9 protein-coding genes and 6 pseudogenes are annotated in these 18,696 nt (G+C 38.8%); 12 read left to right on the top strand and 3 right to left on the bottom strand.

Going from position 1 to position 18,696, the window contains the following annotated elements:
- Both FTT98_RS12515 and FTT98_RS12510 read right to left on the bottom strand, forming a co-directional pair.
- A pseudogene (locus FTT98_RS12515) lies at positions 1-628 on the bottom strand (IS3 family transposase); the annotation flags it as partial.
- Between the two features lie 176 nt (positions 629-804).
- A complete protein-coding gene (locus tag FTT98_RS12510; RefSeq protein WP_104442428.1) occupies positions 805-1,983 on the bottom strand; it encodes a replication initiation protein in 1,179 nt (392 codons plus the stop codon).
- Between the two features lie 942 nt (positions 1,984-2,925).
- Here FTT98_RS12510 and FTT98_RS12505 point away from each other — a divergent pair.
- The 6 genes and pseudogenes from FTT98_RS12505 (at position 2,926) to istB (ending at position 7,714) form a co-directional block, all read left to right on the top strand.
- The gene (locus FTT98_RS12505; protein ID WP_130075507.1) at positions 2,926-3,702 is read left to right on the top strand and encodes a ParA family protein; all 777 of its coding nucleotides are present in this window, start codon (positions 2,926-2,928) and stop codon (positions 3,700-3,702) included.
- Positions 3,703-3,713: 11 nt separating this feature from the next.
- Positions 3,714-4,625 (top strand): ParB/RepB/Spo0J family partition protein, encoded by a 912-nt coding sequence (locus tag FTT98_RS12500; RefSeq protein WP_104442427.1) that lies wholly within the window; start codon positions 3,714-3,716, stop codon positions 4,623-4,625.
- Positions 4,626-4,858: 233 nt separating this feature from the next.
- A pseudogene (locus FTT98_RS12495) lies at positions 4,859-5,071 on the top strand (IS5/IS1182 family transposase); the annotation flags it as partial.
- A 33-nt stretch (positions 5,072-5,104) separates the two neighbouring features.
- Positions 5,105-5,833 (top strand): annotated as a pseudogene (locus FTT98_RS12490) (phage late control D family protein); the annotation flags it as partial.
- Between the two features lie 88 nt (positions 5,834-5,921).
- Entirely contained in the window at positions 5,922-6,941 is a 1,020-nt protein-coding gene (istA, locus tag FTT98_RS12485; RefSeq protein ID WP_075315047.1) for an IS21-like element ISAba8 family transposase, read from the top strand.
- Positions 6,941-7,714: an IS21-like element ISAba8 family helper ATPase IstB gene (istB, locus tag FTT98_RS12480; RefSeq protein ID WP_180177423.1), complete on the top strand. Its 774-nt coding sequence runs from the start codon at positions 6,941-6,943 to the stop codon at positions 7,712-7,714. The genes istA and istB overlap by 1 nt, the downstream gene beginning before the upstream one ends.
- Before the next feature lie 38 nt (positions 7,715-7,752).
- On the opposite strand, the pseudogene FTT98_RS12475 reads toward istB, so the two are convergent.
- Positions 7,753-8,255 (bottom strand): annotated as a pseudogene (locus FTT98_RS12475) (transposase); the annotation flags it as partial.
- A gap of 109 nt (positions 8,256-8,364) precedes the next feature.
- Here FTT98_RS12475 and FTT98_RS12470 point away from each other — a divergent pair.
- From FTT98_RS12470 to FTT98_RS12445, 6 genes and pseudogenes are all read left to right on the top strand, one after another.
- Positions 8,365-8,493: pseudogene (locus tag FTT98_RS12470) on the top strand (IS1595 family transposase); the annotation flags it as partial.
- A gap of 311 nt (positions 8,494-8,804) precedes the next feature.
- Positions 8,805-8,976 (top strand): annotated as a pseudogene (locus FTT98_RS18130) (transposase domain-containing protein); the annotation flags it as partial.
- Positions 8,977-9,343: 367 nt separating this feature from the next.
- Positions 9,344-9,793 carry a hypothetical protein gene (locus tag FTT98_RS12460; RefSeq protein WP_180041977.1) on the top strand — a complete coding sequence of 150 codons (450 nt, stop codon included), beginning with the start codon at positions 9,344-9,346 and terminating at the stop codon, positions 9,791-9,793.
- Between the two features lie 10 nt (positions 9,794-9,803).
- A complete protein-coding gene (locus tag FTT98_RS12455; protein WP_180041975.1) occupies positions 9,804-12,305 on the top strand; it encodes a hypothetical protein in 2,502 nt (833 codons plus the stop codon).
- A complete protein-coding gene (locus tag FTT98_RS12450) occupies positions 12,292-16,107 on the top strand; it encodes a site-specific integrase (protein WP_180041973.1) in 3,816 nt (1,271 codons plus the stop codon). The genes FTT98_RS12455 and FTT98_RS12450 overlap by 14 nt, the downstream gene beginning before the upstream one ends.
- Positions 16,108-16,867: 760 nt before the next feature.
- Complete coding sequence (locus FTT98_RS12445) at positions 16,868-18,523, top strand: HNH endonuclease signature motif containing protein (RefSeq protein WP_180041971.1); 1,656 nt, start codon at positions 16,868-16,870, stop codon at positions 18,521-18,523.
- Positions 18,524-18,696: the final 173 nt, after the last annotated feature.

The raw sequence follows: 18,696 nt of genomic DNA, 5'->3' as shown, positions 1-18,696 counted from the left end.
GAGCAGATATGGATATTTACGGTGAGCTTGATTAGCCTGGCTTAAATTTGGTTTGCAATATAACGCCTGAATACCCATTTTCTTCATTAAAGTACGTGTATGACGTCGTCCTATATGATGCCCTTGAAGATTCAACAAATCACGCATCATACGACTGCCTGCAAAAGGATATTGCATATGTAATTCATCAATACATCGCATCAGTTTCAGATCTGATGAGCTAACAGGTTTTGGGCGATAATAATAACAACCACGAGAGACTTTCAATAACTTAGCTTTTTAGATACTGAAATCTGAAGTGAGTGGTCGATTAACTTTTGTGGTTGAAGCAGTCCAGTTTCTTCAACACACCTTCTAAAAAATCAATTTCTAATGCCTGCTCACCGATTTTTACATGTAACTTTTTAAGATCAATGGGGGGTTCTGATGGAGCTTTTGATTGATCGAAAGCTTGTGAGGAAGCTGAGATCAATTGATTTTTCCAGTCAATAATTTGGTTTTGATGAACATTAAACTCAGAACTCAATTCAGCATGTGTTTTTTCTGCTTTGATCGCAGCAAGTGCTACCTTAGCCTTAAAGTCGTTTGAATGATTTCTTCTTGGTCTACGTGCCATAAAATACTCCATATATTGATGTTTATAACATCATTTGAGGAGCAGAATATCAATTATAGGAGTTGTTCAAATTTCCGGATCCATCTCTGTTGAAATAAACGTTCAATATAACTGTTTTACTAATTAAAGTTATAAGTGGTTTCTTGAACTAAGAATAGCCGATAAAAGTGTAGCAAGTTGCTACACTCCTAGATAATATCCTTTCCGAAAATTTCATTTAGACGATCCTTGATGTCTTCCACAAATTTACTATCAGTTTTCAATTTATTTTTCATTTTTCTCTTAAAGTCACTTAAGCTCATTCCAACTTCAGCAAAATCCATTTGAAATAATGAATCATTGATAACAACGTTTGCTTGAGAGTCTGTGAGGCAACCTACAGTCTTAAACCACTTTTCAAGCTGTAAATAATTAGCATCATCATTAAAAATATACCATGAACGTACAGTGGTATCGAATTTTGCACCTAGATCTTTTACCTCAGCATTATCTTCAAATGGAACATCTAAGTAGATCTTTAATTTTTCGGCCTTTTTATTTTCAATTACAGGCTTTTCAAAACCACGATGATGTAGTTTAAATTTTACGCCTACAATAGGGCGTCCTTTTTTAATTGTTTCATATTCTAACTGTAGATCGGTGTTTTCATTAATTTCAGCTACAATTTTATCTAATACATAACGTCGAAAATCGACCCAACGGTCATATTTAGTTTCATTTATATCAATTAGAGCTTTGAGATTCTCTAATAATAATGGAACTTCGTAGATTTCTTGAGTCTTAAATTTGAATTCGTTTTTTATGAAATAGGTATAAAGACTCATACTTGCAACTGAATCTAGAGCAAATAAATGTTTTAGTTGGTATGTAGTAAAATTACCACCAGCTAATTGAGTAAAGTAAGGTAATACTTCACTGGTAAATCTGATTTGAAGTGCATTCTTTGAATCATCTTCCCATCTTAACTCACGGATAATAGGGACAACCGAGTGAACTCTTTTAGTCTTTTTCTTTATATCATCTACAGGTTCTTCAATTACAAAGTGCGCCACACGGGATGAAAGTTCTTTGTAAATTCGATCAATGGCTACATTAATTGAATTTCGCTTACTTAATCCCAGTAATTCAGCTAAATCATCTTTATACAGATAAATGTATGTTTGTTCACTAATCTCTTTATCGATATGATTCTTCTCACCGTAATTGGCAACAGCCATCGCATATAAAAGTGCTTTATATTCATTCGCTGACAATTCAATAGGTCGTATCAAACGATTGCTAGTACTTACAACCCCATTGTGACGAATATTACCTATGCAGTACGGGATTGAATCCAGCTCTTCTTTGTTATGGCTTAGTTCTGACATAAAGTGTATTAACTATTTTAAGTGTGCTTAACTTGATTATGCATGTTATATAAAAAAGTGGAAAAAGATTCAACACTTTCACCTAAAAAACCTAAGGTGGAATACTTGTCACCAAATTTAGGTAAAAATCAATTAAAGTGGAAATATATTTTTAAATTCCACCCCAAGATGACAAATACTCCACTTTTAGATGTTTTTGATTCTTTATAGAAATACGGATTGATGAATAAATACCCATAATGGATTTTAAATAATCAATTAACCTATTTCGATATGACAAGTTTTCCACCTTTAAAAACGCAGATCACTGAAAAAAAATATCGAGTTTAGTCATAAGAACAAAATTTCTGCATTCTAGGGTGAGTGCGTGAAATTCTTTCCACTCTTAGATCAATGAATATATCAAAAAATGGTGTAGTAAAAAAAAGCCTTGCAACTTTATCCACAATATTATTTTTGTAAGTGATTTTTTTTCCACTCTTGCACTTAAATTCACTAACTTATCAACATTATAAATAATTGTTTTATATATATTTTAAATGATAATACATATATTTTATAATTAACAGTGAAAAACATTCCACCATAGTGACAAACACTCCACTTTTAAGTGACAAATATTCCACTTTACAGTGACAGATATTCCACTTTTAAGTGATCATCTTTCCACTTATAGAGGACAACTCTTCCACTTTAAGGTGACAAACCCTCCACCTTAAAGTTGATATGCTATTGTTTTTAAATAAAAAATATCAACTTAATTATTAATTAACTTAATTATTAATTACTATTAATTATTAAATAAGCTAGCTATATAAAACTTTAAATTTAAAATTGCTTTAGCGTTATACAAATGACTGTTTTAAATTTAAAAGGTGTAGTAACTTAGCCCAAAGTTATTTATATTAATAGTAATTGTAAATATAGAATGATTTGACAAGTATGTCTGCAAAAATTATTGCTGTTGCGAATCACAAGGGTGGTTGTGGTAAAACAACAACAGTTGTTCATTTAGCCTCTGAGCTAGCAAACTTAGGAAAAAAAGTGCTTGTAATCGATTTAGATCCTCAAGCAAATGCTAGCTTGCATATTGGTTTAAAACATCCAAGTGAAATTGGAGTAACAACCGCTGAGTTATTAGTAGGTGATGTCTCATTACTTACTGACGCTTTAGAAGAAGATACTAATTTTGATAATGTTTCACTAATTTATGGTTCTCTCAATTTAGGAAAAACTGAGGACCAATTAAAAGAAGATGCGCCAAGACCATCAGAAGAACTCACTACAAAATTAGAACTATTAAAAGATCTTTATGATTTTATTTTAATTGACTGCCCTCCAAGTTTAAAACTATTGACGAGTAATGCTTTAGCATCTTCAACACATGTAATTATCCCGATTGAATCTGGCTCACAATATGGTCTATATGGTGTTACAGACTTACTTAATCATTTAGAAAAAATAAAGCGAATCAATCCGGAGTTACAATTATTAGGTGCACTACTTATTAAGCACGATGAGAGACAAAATGTTTGTAAACTCATTCGTGATGAAGCATTTAAGCAAGTGGGCTATATTATGGAAACGACTATTCCACAAAGTACAAAAGTAAATCAAGCCGCAATTATGCAGCAGTCTTTACTTAAGCTAGACAAAAGTGGAAAGGTTCGAAAGGCTTTTGAAAGTTTAGCTAAAGAAGTTTTAGCTAAAGTTAACTGATTGAGAATTTTATGGCAACTGCAAAAGAACTTTTAGCTCAAAAGCTGAAACAAAATACTCAAAAGCATCAATTAGCTCAAAAAGATAATATCAAGGAATTAAAGGAATTTAGACGAAATGTCCCCATTGAAGACATTTCACGGAGTCCTTATCAACCGCGTAGAAAATTTGATGAGCAGGAAATCAAAGAACTGGCTGAATCGATCGATGAAGTTGGTTTGTTGCAACCCATCACTGTTCGTAAACTTGAAAATTTAAAATTTGAACTGATTGCAGGTGAACGTCGATTACGTGCGCATGAAATTCTAAAAAAATCGACCATTGAAGCAATTATTATTGATGCAAATAATGAAGAAGCTTCACTACTTACACTAGCTGAAAATTTAAAACGCCAGGATTTAACAGACTTCGAAATCTATATTGGTCTAGTAGGCTTAGATGAAAATTTAAAGAAAAATAAACAACGTTTAGCGAAGTCTTTAGGCTTAAATCGCGAAGACATGTATAAATATTTATCTTTTGAAAAGTTGCCTAAAGCCATCTTGAATGATTTGGTAAATGAGCCCCAGTTATTAGGTCGAACTGCTGCAACAGCTTTTAAAAAATTTCTTGCAGATCACGACGAAATAAAACAACGTGCTGAAAAAGCCTTGTTAACTGTTTGGACAAAAGTAAAGAATGGCCAACTTGAGCAAACTAAGGCTGTTGCACAAGCTACGAAATATCTAGTTCAAGATAATAATGACTCTCCATCAACATCGCTTGTAAAAAAAATTGAATATGCTGGGAAAGTTGCTGGAAATATTAAATTTAATGATAAGTTATTAAAGGTTTCTTTAAAAATTTCTCATTTTGATGATGCTAGTTTGGAAAAATTAGAAAATCTATTGAAAGAGTTGGTAGAGAAAAATCAAGAAGTGTAGCAACTTGCTACACTTCTTTTCTTTAAAATATGTCTGATAGTATAATCTTGGTGATACCTAGTAATAAAATTAATGTTAATTAAAAACAATTTTTTTATAATATATATTTATAAAAGTTAGATGCTGTTGACATTTGTTGTATAAAAAATAGTGAGAAAGTAAAATTCAATCGACAAACCACATTCCTTCTTGTTATGTATTACAACAATGCTGGCGCATAATCAATGGTCTAAGTCTTTAAATTATTATCAAATGATGCAAATCTAGAATAGGTTTCTATTGATGCATCTCATATGCGAGTGCATCAACATACGACCGGAGTGAAAGACCAAGCTATTTCTAATAACGTTGGTGGAAATAGTTCTAAAATCCATTTAGTTGTGGATGCGGATGGAAATCCTACTGAATTTATTATTAATGATACCAAGACCCATGATTTGAAAGTGCATCTGATTTGTTTGATGTTTTGGATTTAAGTGAAAAGCCCATTACTCGCTTCTAGCTTAACCTTAGATAAAAGCGGATTAAGCAAAAGCTATGATGTTCGTCCCTTCATCATGCAGAGCAATGAAACCGACTACGACTTTATTAAACGACTTTTAGCTTCTGAAGGTGTAACTACACTGATTGATGAAGCACAGCATCAAGTATGGAGTTCATCTGAACAGATCAAACCACAAAAGCTACGCTTAATTGATGATAATGCCCAATTTCAAGCATTAGATCGTCGCAATATTCGTTTTCATCGAAGTAGTGCTACAGAATGACAAGACATTATCACAGCATTCACAGGATTGCGTTCTCTACAACTAACTGCGGTACACCTTCAAAGATGGCAAGCAGATGCTTTAGCACAAGAAGAAGGTGCAGGCTCGGTACTCACAAAACATCAGCATTCAGATAATCAAGATGTAGTAAGTTTAGGCTTAGAACAAGCCTTTCACATCAGTCCTGCATGGATACAAGACCTCAAAGGTGAAGATGGTGCAACTCAGTCTGGCAACAAACAAATTGAAAAACTGAATGAAAATTTAAGCAAATACTTCAATTCGCAAGCCAAGTACTTTAGTGCGACTTCAACAGTACGTGATGCACATGTCGGGTATTGGTTTAAGTTCAAAGAACATCCTAAAATTGATCAACATGAAGGTTCCGATCAAGAGTTTCTAATCACAGCAAAGACCTTTTATAACCAAAATAATTTGCCTTGTTAGCGGCAGTGTAAAAATGCCCCCCTAATGGCATTTAAAAACTGACCCCCTTGGTTAATATAGCGGTCATTTTGGACTGCTCAACATGTTAACTTTGGAGCAAGCAGTGACAATCCAAATACTTCATCAACAAGGTAAATCTATTAAAGCCATTAGTCGTCAACTGGGGGTGTCCAGAAATACCGTACGTAAATATTTACGGCAAAACACCACACCTCAGTATCAGCGTATACAGCCTAGAATAAGTATCCTTGACCCATATAAACCCTATTTACTCCAACGTGTAAATGCAGCTCATCCTGAATGGATTCCTGCTGTCGTGCTCTACCAGGAAATTTTAAGGTTGGGATATCCAGGAAAGATCAGGATATTGAGGGAATATCTTGCAACATTAAAACCAGTTGCCAAACCGGAACCGATCATTCGTTTTGAAACCCAACCTGGCCAACAAATGCAGGTGGATTTCACCACGATTCGACGCAACAACACGACTTTAAAAGCCTTTGTCGCAACATTAGGGTATTCCAGAGCGACTTTCGTGAAATTTTATGATCATGAACGTACCGATGCATGGATCGATGGTCTAGAAAATGCATTTCAGTTCTTTGCAGGAGTACCTCAAGAAATCCTGTTTGATAACGCTAAAACGATCATGATTGAACGGGATGCCTATCAGGAGGGGCAGCATAAATGGAATCCCAAACTGCTCGACTGCGCCAAGAAATACAGCTTTCGTCCTCGCGTATGTAAGCCCTACCGTGCACAGACCAAAGGCAAAGTTGAACGCTTTAATGGATACCTCAAATCAAGCTTTATTGTGCCATTGAAAGCAAGCCTGAAGACTTCGGGTTTACTGTTAGATGTTGATGTCGCCAATGCCCACATTGGCCGGTGGCTGCATGAAACCGCCAATCAGCGGATTCATGCCACCACGCAAGAAAAACCGGCTGTTCGACTGCAACAGGAGCAGCAAAAATTTACGCCATTACCGCAATCAGATACAGGTTCCTGCACTGTACCTGTTGCAGCAGCAGAGCATGTCATGCCCTACGAGAGTTTGCAGCATCCCTTATCGGTATATGACCAGTTGCTGGGAGTTTCATGATGAATCTGCAATACGACCGTATAGAGCAACTTTGCCAAAAGCTCAATCTGCCTGCCATCGCATCACAATGGTCACATCATGCACAACAAACATTAGGTCAAGATGGAAGTTATGCCGACTTTGTTGAAGCGATCTTGACGCATGAATATGCTGCCAGGCAACAGCGCAGTCAGCAGGTACTGATGAAACTCTCAGGCCTGCCTCAAGTCAAAACCCTGGAAGACTATGATTTTAATTATGCCCTAGGGGCCCCTAAATCACAGGTGATTGAACTGTTCAATCTGAGCTTTATTACTAGAGCAGAAAATGTGGTGTTTCTCGGGGCTAGCGGAGTAGGAAAAACGCACTTATCTATGGCATTAGGCTATAAGGCCATCATGAACAACATTAAGATCAAGTTCATTACCGCCGCCGATCTCATGCTGCAACTAAGTACAGCCTACCAGCAAGGTAAACTGAAAACCTATATGCAACGTGCGGTACTGGGACCAAAGTTACTGATTATCGATGAAATTGGTTATTTACCGTTTGGACGTGAAGAAGCGAATCTGTTCTTTAATGTGATTGCCAAGCGTTATGAAAAAGGCAGTACGATATTGACGAGTAACTTACCCTTTAGCCAGTGGTCCAAATCCTTTGCAGATGATGTCACGTTGACCGCTGCGATGTTAGATCGGCTATTACATCACTGTCATGTGGTACAGATATCGGGTGAGAGTTATCGTTTGAAGGATAAAAAAAGAATTGGGATTCAGCCTCAGGTTGAAATTTAATACGAGATCAAAGGGGTCAATTTTAGAATGCCGTTGACACTCATGCTGTAACCTAAATCATGCATGTCATGTACCAATGAAGGTGCACCCAATCGTGCATGATGCTGCCAATATACGGCTTTTAAATCATTATATTTCTGCGCTGGCTTGGCCTGGTGTTTTCGCCAGGCATAATAGCCTGAAGTGCTGACACCCAGGCATTTACAGGCAGAAGATACAGTGACTTCATTCACATCCAGATCTTGAATTACCGTGTACTTTTCTTGGCATGATCTGTCAGAAAGTACGCATGCGCTTTTTTTAAGATGTCATTGGCTTCCCTGAGCTGTTTGACTTCTTTCTCTAATTCTAAGATCCGCTGTTGTTATGGTGAAAGTTGACGTTTGCTTGAACCCACTGGATTGGCTTCACGAATCCATTTGTCTAAAGTTGAATAACCCACACCTAATTTCTGGGCGATTGCAGCTATAGGTTGGTGGGACTTTGAAAGGGCATAATCAATCGCTTGCTGTTTAAATTCCGGACTAAAACGTTTAGCCATTTCTTGGATCTCCAAAGATTGAAGTTACGTTATCTTTAGAGGGACATGCTGTCCATTATTTTGGCTAGGATCAAGGATAAGGGTTCTGTGAAATTTGTCGTGTACATAGAAAAGAAGGCTAGCAAAGTTCAACGGTATATCAAAAGAGTATTTTGATTATCATCTTAAAGAAACAGAATGGCGTTGGATGAGGGTGCTTAATGAGCTAGCAACAGGGTTGTGGGACCTCATTAGGTAAAACTAAGTGTAAATCTGCTAGTCTAGAGCCATATTACAATAATGAAAGATTTGCGAGTAATTATAAAGTTATGAGATGTTTTTTTCAGTAATAAGTATGGCTTTGTTGCACAAACATTTAAAAGTTAAAATACCTTTGTACGCCACGATCAATTCTATAGCCCTGTGAAGCAACAAATTTCGATTCACTTAGATACTGATGTTCTTGCATTTAACGAGACGGGCATCTAATCGAGTTGTCGTAAAATTTAAAACATGCTGCCTACCATAGCTCAATTAAAAATATTTGTGTAGATACCTCCTTGAGGGTAGAACTGGCTGTTTGTAGGTTCGCTACGCAGTAGTCAGCGAGCAGCGAACATCATGACCCTGATCCAGTCAGCAAAGATGAATGGGCTATGTATGCCTATTTAAGTGATGTGCTGAAAGGTTGCCGACACATAAAGTGACCCAAATAGTTGCAGCGACACCGCTTGGAACCTGAACCGAATTAAAAAATAGCGATGGGGTTCAGCGGATGCTTACCAAAATTTGAGGCGAGGCACATGATTTTCTGCTCAATTTAAACTGCTTTAACAGCATATCGATAACTTTGACAAGCTCAAAGATTTACATCTTAGGCGGTTTTTTCACTTGCTTTTTATGACTGGATTTAATAATTATTTGTTGAAACTGTTTATGAAAATTGAGGGGTTGTAACTAATATAGTGGGGAAGTTTGCAGAATATTAGATATTTTAAAATTATAAGTATTTGAATAATATTATTATTGTGATTATTGACTAAAAAATCTTCAAAAGTAAATAAAAAAAATGTTATAAAACTTTGTGTGTTAATTTTTGGTCATTTATTATGATTTTTGCTCAGTCAGCAAGCAACACTGCCCTCTTTCTTTATCAGTTTGTCCTTCCTTTCGTGACCACAACACCAAAGCTACTTAAGTTGAAGAAGAAGGTGGGGAGTCTGATGAAACAGAAACCAGACAGGAATAAAAACAAACAGGAGGAATTTACAAAATGCTATGTGCAGATATGGCAGCAGATTATCGAGATCTTAAAAACGGACAGTGCCGTGCGTGCACATGTGTACTATATGCCACAGCTGCAGTTGATCCGTGAACTTGATATTTATATTGATCCAGAAGTGCAGGCTGATGTTTTTGGTCAGTCAGGGAAACTCAGTGCCTATTTTTTGATGACGTTTTTTAACTTGCGCAACGAGGAGGCTAAAAAACAAGTTAAAGAGCTCCTGAAAATTAAGCGTCAGTGTGATCTTAGTCCTGAAGAAAAAATTGAATTGTGAGTCATGAAACGTGGCAAAAGTACAATCTTTAGAAAACTATCTGCAATCTCATCTCACTGCTGAAACGCAAGAATGTGAGAAATTAAATAAAGCAGACAAAAGCGATAGTGAGAAATTGCGGGTCAACTTCGCGATCCTATATTTGCAACTACAGCAAACTGTGACGTTCACAGAATTTTCTGAATTATCTGTAGATGATTTACTCCAAATTGAGAAATTGAAGCTTAATGCAGCTAAAGTTTATACCTCGATTGTGAGCGCCCGACAACTAGGCAAGGATTATCTATTTGCGGCATTCACTTATTTTGCTACGTATGTCTCTGAACAGCTGGATGAAACCGGTTATTTGCTCTTGCGGGTCAGTTATTTGTTTTACAAGCAATATCAGGCGATTTGTCCGTTAACGGCTTCTGACGCCAAGCAAAAAGAAATCTGTGATTTGTTGCGCTACATTTGTAAACCGCTGGTTGAGCTTGGTCTGCAACAGCAAGAGGAAAGCAGTGAGGAAAGAGACAGCAGACGATTACTGCAATGCTATTTAGATTTTATGTTGAATCTGGTGCAGTTCAATAAGGAAATTTATGAGAATTGGACGGAGTTTATTCAGGATTGTTCTTTAAAAGAGAAAAAATTTTCCAACTACTTGCGTGCACTAACCATCATTTTTAAACGTCTGGCCGACAAAAAAATCGTGTATCGAAAAATACACAGGAAAATACGAAGAAAACGCATACTGCAAAGAATAAAAGCTAAAAAACGGAAACCGAGAAAACCAAGACCTAAAAAGCTGAAACCTGTGCCGGATTGGCCCTCGCAAGAAGAGGAAGTTGAAAAGGACTACCCGTCGCAGGGGAAGATCACTTTATCTTATTTTCCGGCTGATATCACGTTTGATCCATGGATCGTGATAGATGAAGAGGGCGAGATCGATGCGATTGAACAAGGTTGGCAGATCGAAACCACAGATCCGGGAACTGGTCGTTTTTTTAGATTTGTGAATGAATATGCGACGCATATGTTGCGACATCGACAGCGTCGTTTACAACCGCTGGTGACCAACTCTTATTATATGAGTCAGGATGTAATTCAGCATCTTTTTTACCTGTTAAATGGCGAATTAAATAGCCAAGATCCGGACAGTTCTGCCATGGCTGCCGCCTGCTTACTCAGCCTGAGCAGTGGCTTGTCACCTGTTGCACTCCTGAACTATGAACAGCTGATTGAAAAGGGGATGCTGCTGAAAACGGGGAGCGCCAAGCGGACGGAATATCAGGTGAGACTGTATCTGGCGATTACTCAGCAAAAAAATGAAAGTTTAATGCCACATCAGTTGAATCATATGGTATCTCATGAGCTGTATTTGTCCAGCAGCTGGTTTGAATATCTACATTTACGTTGTAGTACTTCGCCTGTGACGGTGCAAGAGGTCAATCAATATCTGAAAAAATGCATAGCAGGACAACAGCTTGGTTCAATCACTGTCGAAAAGTTACAGGCACAGTTGTACTTCCATGTTTTTCACCACACGTTTAATGAATATATTGCACATGTGCTATCGGGCAAAGATAGTTCTCATGATCTTCCCGGCAGTTTTTACGGAGGGGTTGCAAAGAAGCAGCTGAATGAGAAGTACCGGATTTATCTGAATACGCTGTGCAGACCGGACACGGAAGCCGAGATCAAGATCGTCGAGCAGCAGTTTGAAAGCTCGAGTGAAGCGGATACCACCCGGCTGGGGAGTCAATTGGCCCTGACTCCGGATTTTGTGTCTGATTTCTTCCAGCAGCTGCATAAGGTCTGTCATGAGAAAATTCAGTTGCATCAGCACTTGATCGAGCGGATCAATGCCTACAGTTTGTGGATGTGGCATATCAGCCTGTTATGTTTAACACGACGTCCGCAAGAACATTTGTTGGGGGAGTGTAGTGCTTATGATCTGGATTTAAGACTGCTATATGTGAATGATAAAAAGAATAGCCAATCACGTAAGGATGGGCGTTTTATTCCGTTAGCGAAGTTTTTTACTCAGGCGTTTAAGCATTATCTCGATTTCTTAAACAGTGTGGTCACTCACTATGCTGACTTACTGAAATTTGTCTTCAAGAAAAATTTCACCCTTGAAGATCTGTTTGGCAAGGTGATTGTCTATCCGGGAAGCCTGCCGGTGACGGCTCAAGCATGGGACAGTCCTAAAATCAGGATCAAGCCTCTTAGCCGAGCTTGGGTGAATGAAGCGTTGTCGCGCTATGCCTCAGCGCCTATTTACAATAACTGGCTGCGCCATTTTGCAATGAATATGCTGATGGATCATGGAGTGGCGTTTAATGTGATTCAGGCCTTGTACGGCCATGATCAACGCGATCAGGAGCTGTTTTATCGTTATTCCTCAGCCTCCTTGTATCAGTATATATGCCATGTCAGTCAAGGCATCGATGAGATGATCAAGATATTGCAGGTTGAGCATTTATCCAGTCCGATGCCAAAAAAGGATAAAGCACATGACAAAGCATGATGTGATTGCTACGTATATTTGTGAGCAAGTTGAACTGACTTTTCAGCAGATGCTCCAATCGATTGCAGGGCGTAAAAGAAGTACGACAGATATTGATAAAGGGCTTGAGAAAATCTGGCTAGATTTTCAGTCAGCGCTGAAGAAATTTTTGAAGAACCATAAGCTTAGCACGGCAACACTCCGAGCCCCTTATCTACAACAGAGCGAAGCCTATTTTTTTCAGCTGAAGGAAGACTACCTGAGCGAAACGCAAGAGGCTTATCCGATTAAAATCATGTCCCTGATATATGAAAATATCAAGCAGCAAGTCGAAGCGGATTTTAATAATAAGATGTCGGAGGTCATTAAAAAAAATCAGGGTAATACGCTTGAAATCGATAGCGAAATTGAGAAAATTTGGGTGGATTGTCAGGAAGAAATCAAGGCATTTTTAAAGGAAAGAAAGATTGCCACGGTCGCGCTGAGAGCCCCTTATTTACAATGGGCTGAAGACTGTTTGATTAAGCGTAAAGAAACTTATGAAAGCGCGTCGGAAGATGCTTATTTGATTAAGATTCCATCAACCATTTATCATCAAATTGCTCAGCAAGTGGCCTTTACTTTTCAACAAATGAAGGAGGCTATTGCAGGACAGAAGGACAGCCAGCAGGAGGTCGATGACCAGATTGCCCGAATCTGGGCGAATTTCGCCAAAGGACTGGAGACTTTCTTAAGGAACAAAGACTTCACCACTCGTGCCAAGCGCAAACCGTATATCAAACACAGTGAAGCCAGTTTTTTAGCCTGTTTAGAACAGTATCAGAATGAGGAACACCAGCCTTATCCTATTAAGCTGCGTCCTACGACGCTGTTTTCTGATCCTCCACCGCGGCAGATTCTCAGCACTGAAGCCAGACTACGGTTGGGACAGCAGCATTTTCATATTGCCAGAGGACTGAAAGCGTATTGGCGTAGCGAGACATTGCAGATGCCAACAGCACAACAGTGCTTGGGTCATCTGTATTTAAGTCTGATTTATTGTTCAGGCTGTAGTGATCTCACTCAGCTGGTCGCCATCGGCAATCGTCTGCTGGAGGAGGAGAAAGAGAAGGAGAAAATGTGCCATCCGTTATCTGGGTATTCAACACTGTATCGAAGTGACTATAAAAAAATTACCAATCCACTGGTTCTCAGTTACTGCATGCCACACCGCTATTACGGCAATGAGATTAAAGACAAGAAGATTTATCAGTGGCGGCATGTCTGGTTCAATCCTTATGCACAACTTTTTTTACACATCCTGAAACAGCAAGCAGAGGACCTGCAACCACAACATCCGCGTAAGGTGCTGGAAGCGATTCTGAGTGTGTTCGAGAATCTTAAAAAACAGCTCAAGGTCTCGGAACAGATTGCGGCATTAAAAAAAATCTTGCGATCCGAGGATCAGGATCTCATTGAGATCACTGCACTCAAGCCCTTTCAGCATGTCAATTTGGCGCTAGAAATCCATCCAGACTTGAGTCTGGATATGTGTTTAAGTGAAGTATTGCAGAATCATCTAAAAACCGTGTCTTTAACGGCAGAAGACCAAGGTGTAGCCTGGTTCAATACCTTGAAATCCACGAATGATCTTGTCAAAGTAGAATATGGGATCCTCCCGTTAGAGACTGAAACAGCCAAACCGGTGGTTATCACGGCACATCAGCAACTGAACGAGCTTCCATTTGAGTTGGATTTTTTTGAACAAGAGCGAGCCCCGGCAGGGAAAAATAAGCAAAGCCAAAGACAACGCCATCAGCAGCAGTTTAAGCAATGGCGCAATATTCAAACCCAGTTGAGTGTAAAGAAGGCAGCCTTAGCGGGCGACAATTATAAAGAATGCAATTTGATAGAAGCACAGTTAAGACTATTGAGCTGGATCTTTTATTTGAGAAAAGAAGAAAAAGAAAACGGCAAGAAATTAAAATTGAGTAGTATCAAGCGTTATCTGAGCAGTTTTGCGAAAGACTATTTCTTTCATATCTATATGTATGACAATGACCTTGAACAGATGAATGTAGAACACTATGAGCAATTGTATGCCTCCATCCTGAACGGCATCGATGAACGTGCTGAAACACAGCGTGAATACACAGACACTCGCACTCAGGGTCGGGCACAATATGCCTTTGGACGACTGAAAGATTTCCATGCTTTTTGCCAGAAAGAATATCCGGAGAATGTGCCAGCGGTCAGCAGCTTTGACCACAGTGATTTTCAACGTATCCAGTTCTGTCAAGCCAAGCTCATCAGCCCACAGCTGTTTATTCAATTAAAAAAAACAGTCATTCAGAAAATTGATGCCTGTTCAACTCAAAAAGAAAAAGTCCATTTGCAGCTGTTGCTGCTAATGTACATCCTGGCTTATCGTTTGGGATGTAGACTCAATGAAATCCGGGGGCTGACGCTGGGTGAAATCATTTGTCCTCAACTGCTGTGGAAAGACGATCCAGGCAATCAAACGGTCGCCATACGCATCACCTTGAAAAATAATGTCTATCGACGACTGAAAAGCCAAAATGCGCAACGTCAACTCGATTTGAACGCGGTATTACTGGATGATGAACTGCAAGCGGTGAAAAGCTATCTTCTGCATTGTTTTCAGCAGCCGAATAATAAGAAGGCGAACGAGCAGTTGGTTTTTGAGATCGGTGGAGAAATCCTGAGCGAGCTGTATATCTCAAAAATGACCCGGCTGCTGTTCGATGAAGTCATCAAGCCAGATCACGGCTATACCTTCCACAGTTTCCGCCATAGTGCCGCCACTCATTTGGCAATCGCCTGGTTGGGATCGAAAGAAATGGTGATGACCTATACCGACTACAGCTGGCAGCAGGCTAAGTCTATGCGCAAGCATCTGTTCGGTGAACAGGCTATCAGGCATGAAGCGGTGATTCAGCATAAATGGCGTTTGCTGGCCGATTGGATGGGGCATAGCTCGATTGAACAAACGGCCTCACACTACCTGCATACCCTGGATCTGCTGGCGATTGATCGAATTTACAATACGCCCTGTGTAGTTCATCCTGCTGTTCTGAATAGGCATTATGATCGTGAAGAAACTGAAGCGGTGGATCTGAATCGCGACAGCCAACACCGAAAGTGCTTTGAACGTGAGCAACCGGTGTTGGGTATTGATCAGAAAGTACAACCTTATCTGATGCCCAAGATGCAATTCGAGCTGAAGCCATTATCCTACAAGGTCATCTACACGTATCTCAACACATATCAAGATGCAGAGATCCAAGCACCTCATATAGTGGATAACCTAGATATTTGGATTAAGCGTGCGCTTTGGCTTGCTGTAAAATGGCAAGTACCTTCATTCAGTAAACTTGGATGGAATTTGGACAATGCTGCATCGATCGAGAAAAAGTACTTAAGCGACCTATATGACAAGCAGATCAAAACCAAGCTGAAGCCAAAGAGCCTACAGCTATTTATCGCATTAAAAGATCTTTTAAAGGAGAAAGTTCTGTCGGCTTTAGCTGTATTGATTCAGCATGGCAAACTCAGAAGAAACCAGTTTTGTTTCCAATGTCGTTTTGATGCCCAGCAAAAGCCAAAAATGGATTGGGAAATGCAGGATTTTATCGAGGGGATGCAGCTGTTGTTACCTGAAGATGTCCAATTACAGTACGATAACTATCCGGTGGATCTCACGCAAAAAAGTCGTGAGATTCACGTCTATTTTATCGATCAACAAAGCAATAAAAACATTACATTATCCCTTGCATTTGATTTGCTACTGGAAGCTGTACAACACCCTTCCTTATGGGAATAGCCTAAGCAGATATCGTTCAATTTAAGGGGCCCAGGCCTTTGCTTTGTCAAAATCTGATTTGCCAAGCAAAGGCCTGGGTTTCCGCGAATTTGATTTTTTGTTTTAATTATTCTCATGATTTTAATTCATTGAGGCCCTTTCATAGAATTAAAAAATAAATGTAGGTAGTGCTTCAAAAAGTATGCTGCATAGATTTTTAGATAAATAGGCATCCTTGGGGGTATTGAAAATACAGGGATTTTTTCGGTTAAAATTTTTAAAAAATTAGCCAGCATTAAATTTGAAACACTACCAGAAAATGAAAAAAATTCTAATTTGGTTTGACCAAAGAAAAAGATACCCATATGATAATTACGTTACAGCAAAATCTGTAATCGGGCGTGGAAACCTGAAAATTACTACAGAAGCATTAAAACCGCTTTAGCGGTTTTTTGTGCTTATTATGCTTAGTTTGCCATTATGGTAGGCCAGGCAGGGCAGTCTATGACTGGCCGTCTTCTGTAGTGCGGTATTTCCACCCCTGTTTGGTCTACCTCCATCTCGTGGAAAAGATGGTTGTAGATAGTTAATTCTAAACTACAGGTACTAAACATGAAGATTTTATTATCTAATCCCCCCATTTCTCTTAGGTCTCTTTTGTTAGCGCTGACTGGATATTGACGGTCATTTAATTCACAGCTTTAACCAAATCGAACTATATACATTTTCAAATTTCGTACTTGAGCGAAAGTAGGAAAGTGTTGCCTGGAGAAAATAAGAAATGGGTTCTACACGACTATTGACCAATATTATTCAGCGTAAAGTCATGTTGCCAGAAGAAATGTCACCTTCAATGCAGCGTGACAATTTTGAAGTGGCACTGACTGATTTTGAAAAGCATCCAATCATCAAATGTTTATTTAAGGCGGATAACCAGCGTTCTACGGAATATTGGAGCGTGCAAGAAATTGCAAACTTTATTGAGGATTGCACAGAAGATCAAAATATCAATTTGTGTATCTTGTATTGGAAAGATATACACGGCAATATTTACATTATTGATGGAGCACATCGTCTTTCCTGTATCTATGCGTGGATTAATAGATATTTTGCGGATGAGCAAGTCACTCAGGCACCTAATTTCAATGATCCACAAAAACAAGATATTCGTTACCTCCGCAATTATTTAGGAGATCTCGCTGATTTTCAAAGAATTTGCACTGATGCTGAATTTGCAGAAAAAAAGTCGAAGTTAGAAGATATTAAAATCAGTTTCAGGCAGGTACTGGGGACTCCGGAAGATGCGCGACGGGTATTTCAATCTATTAACTCAGATACTAAACGTTTAGATAAATATGAGGAATATCACCTAAGAAATCGCGGTAGTGACGCGTATTATGCGATCTATGCCTGTTGTTATATCAATGACAATAAATCTAACCTAGAAGAGCTCCAATATACACGTTTAAATGAGTTGATTGAGTTAGGGGAGAGGATCCACCAGTTACTTTTTTCGACCATTTTATTAGACAATGAAATGAGTCATGGCAAAAAAATTGGCTTGGTCAATGAGCTGATGAATATCATTGCGGGTGATCAGATTCATAATATTATGAGTCTGAATCAGGGGGAGCGCGTTGAAAACCTAATGTCGCATCTGTTGACCATTCTTTGCAGAATAGCGACGCCTGTAAAAAATGCTGGGGTTCCGAGTTTGGGCTTACATCCATACTTATATTTTTATAAGGATCAGCGTTTTCAGATTACTTCTTTTCTTGCATGGTTTTCAATTGTGTATGAAATTCATGAAAGCCGCATGCAGATTCATCATCGAAAGATTAGTTTCAAGGACTTCACCCGGGTACGCCGTAGTATTGAGTTCTTGATCGCCAATTTCCCCGTGGCGACCACCGAAACGGTCGGCAAGTTCGGCAGTGGTATCAAGGGCTATGATCGGCTACAAATTGTCTATAAAGCCTTTATTTGCTTAAGCTTGGAAATGGAGGTTGATTTTGATGATGAGAAATGCCTGAATACCTTTATTCTGTCCATGTCTAAGGCCTTCAAGTACATAAACTTTAACGAGTTCTATGTCGAAAGGTTTTTGGGTGGTTATGATGATGCAGTAGTCAAGAATGTGGTGGGATATGTGGAGTCGATTAGTCCAATTTCTCGGTCAAAGCCAAAGGCCTTTTCGGCATTAACCAAGAGTCTGCTTAAGCACAATTTTCTGGTGGGTAATCATAACTTTTGCCTCATTTGTGATGGATTGATCTATCTTGATTCTACTGAATCGGATCATCGGATTGCCAAAGCCGTAGGTGGGCACGGTGTTCTAGAGAATGGTCTGCTGGTTCATCCCATCTGTAATAGAATGAAATCAGATCTGAGTCTGGAAGAGATTAGAGCGGATTTGTTTGGTGAATTACTGTATTGAGCAGCAGAGGGGGTAAATTAATTTTCTAAAATTTATTAATGATTTAACTTTTGATATATTCAGCCAATGTGGTTGTTTTTAATTCACTTTAGAATCACAACCAGAAACTAGCTGTAGTTTCTGAATGACCGTCAAGGTCCTTAGTTTCGCCCATAGATTCCCTCTGTGGGCTT

Origin of the sequence: Acinetobacter sp. YH12039 (assembly GCF_013420015.1) — a bacterium.
GTDB lineage: Bacteria > Pseudomonadota > Gammaproteobacteria > Pseudomonadales > Moraxellaceae > Acinetobacter > Acinetobacter amyesii.
This window is presented reverse-complemented; position numbering and strand designations above follow the sequence as displayed.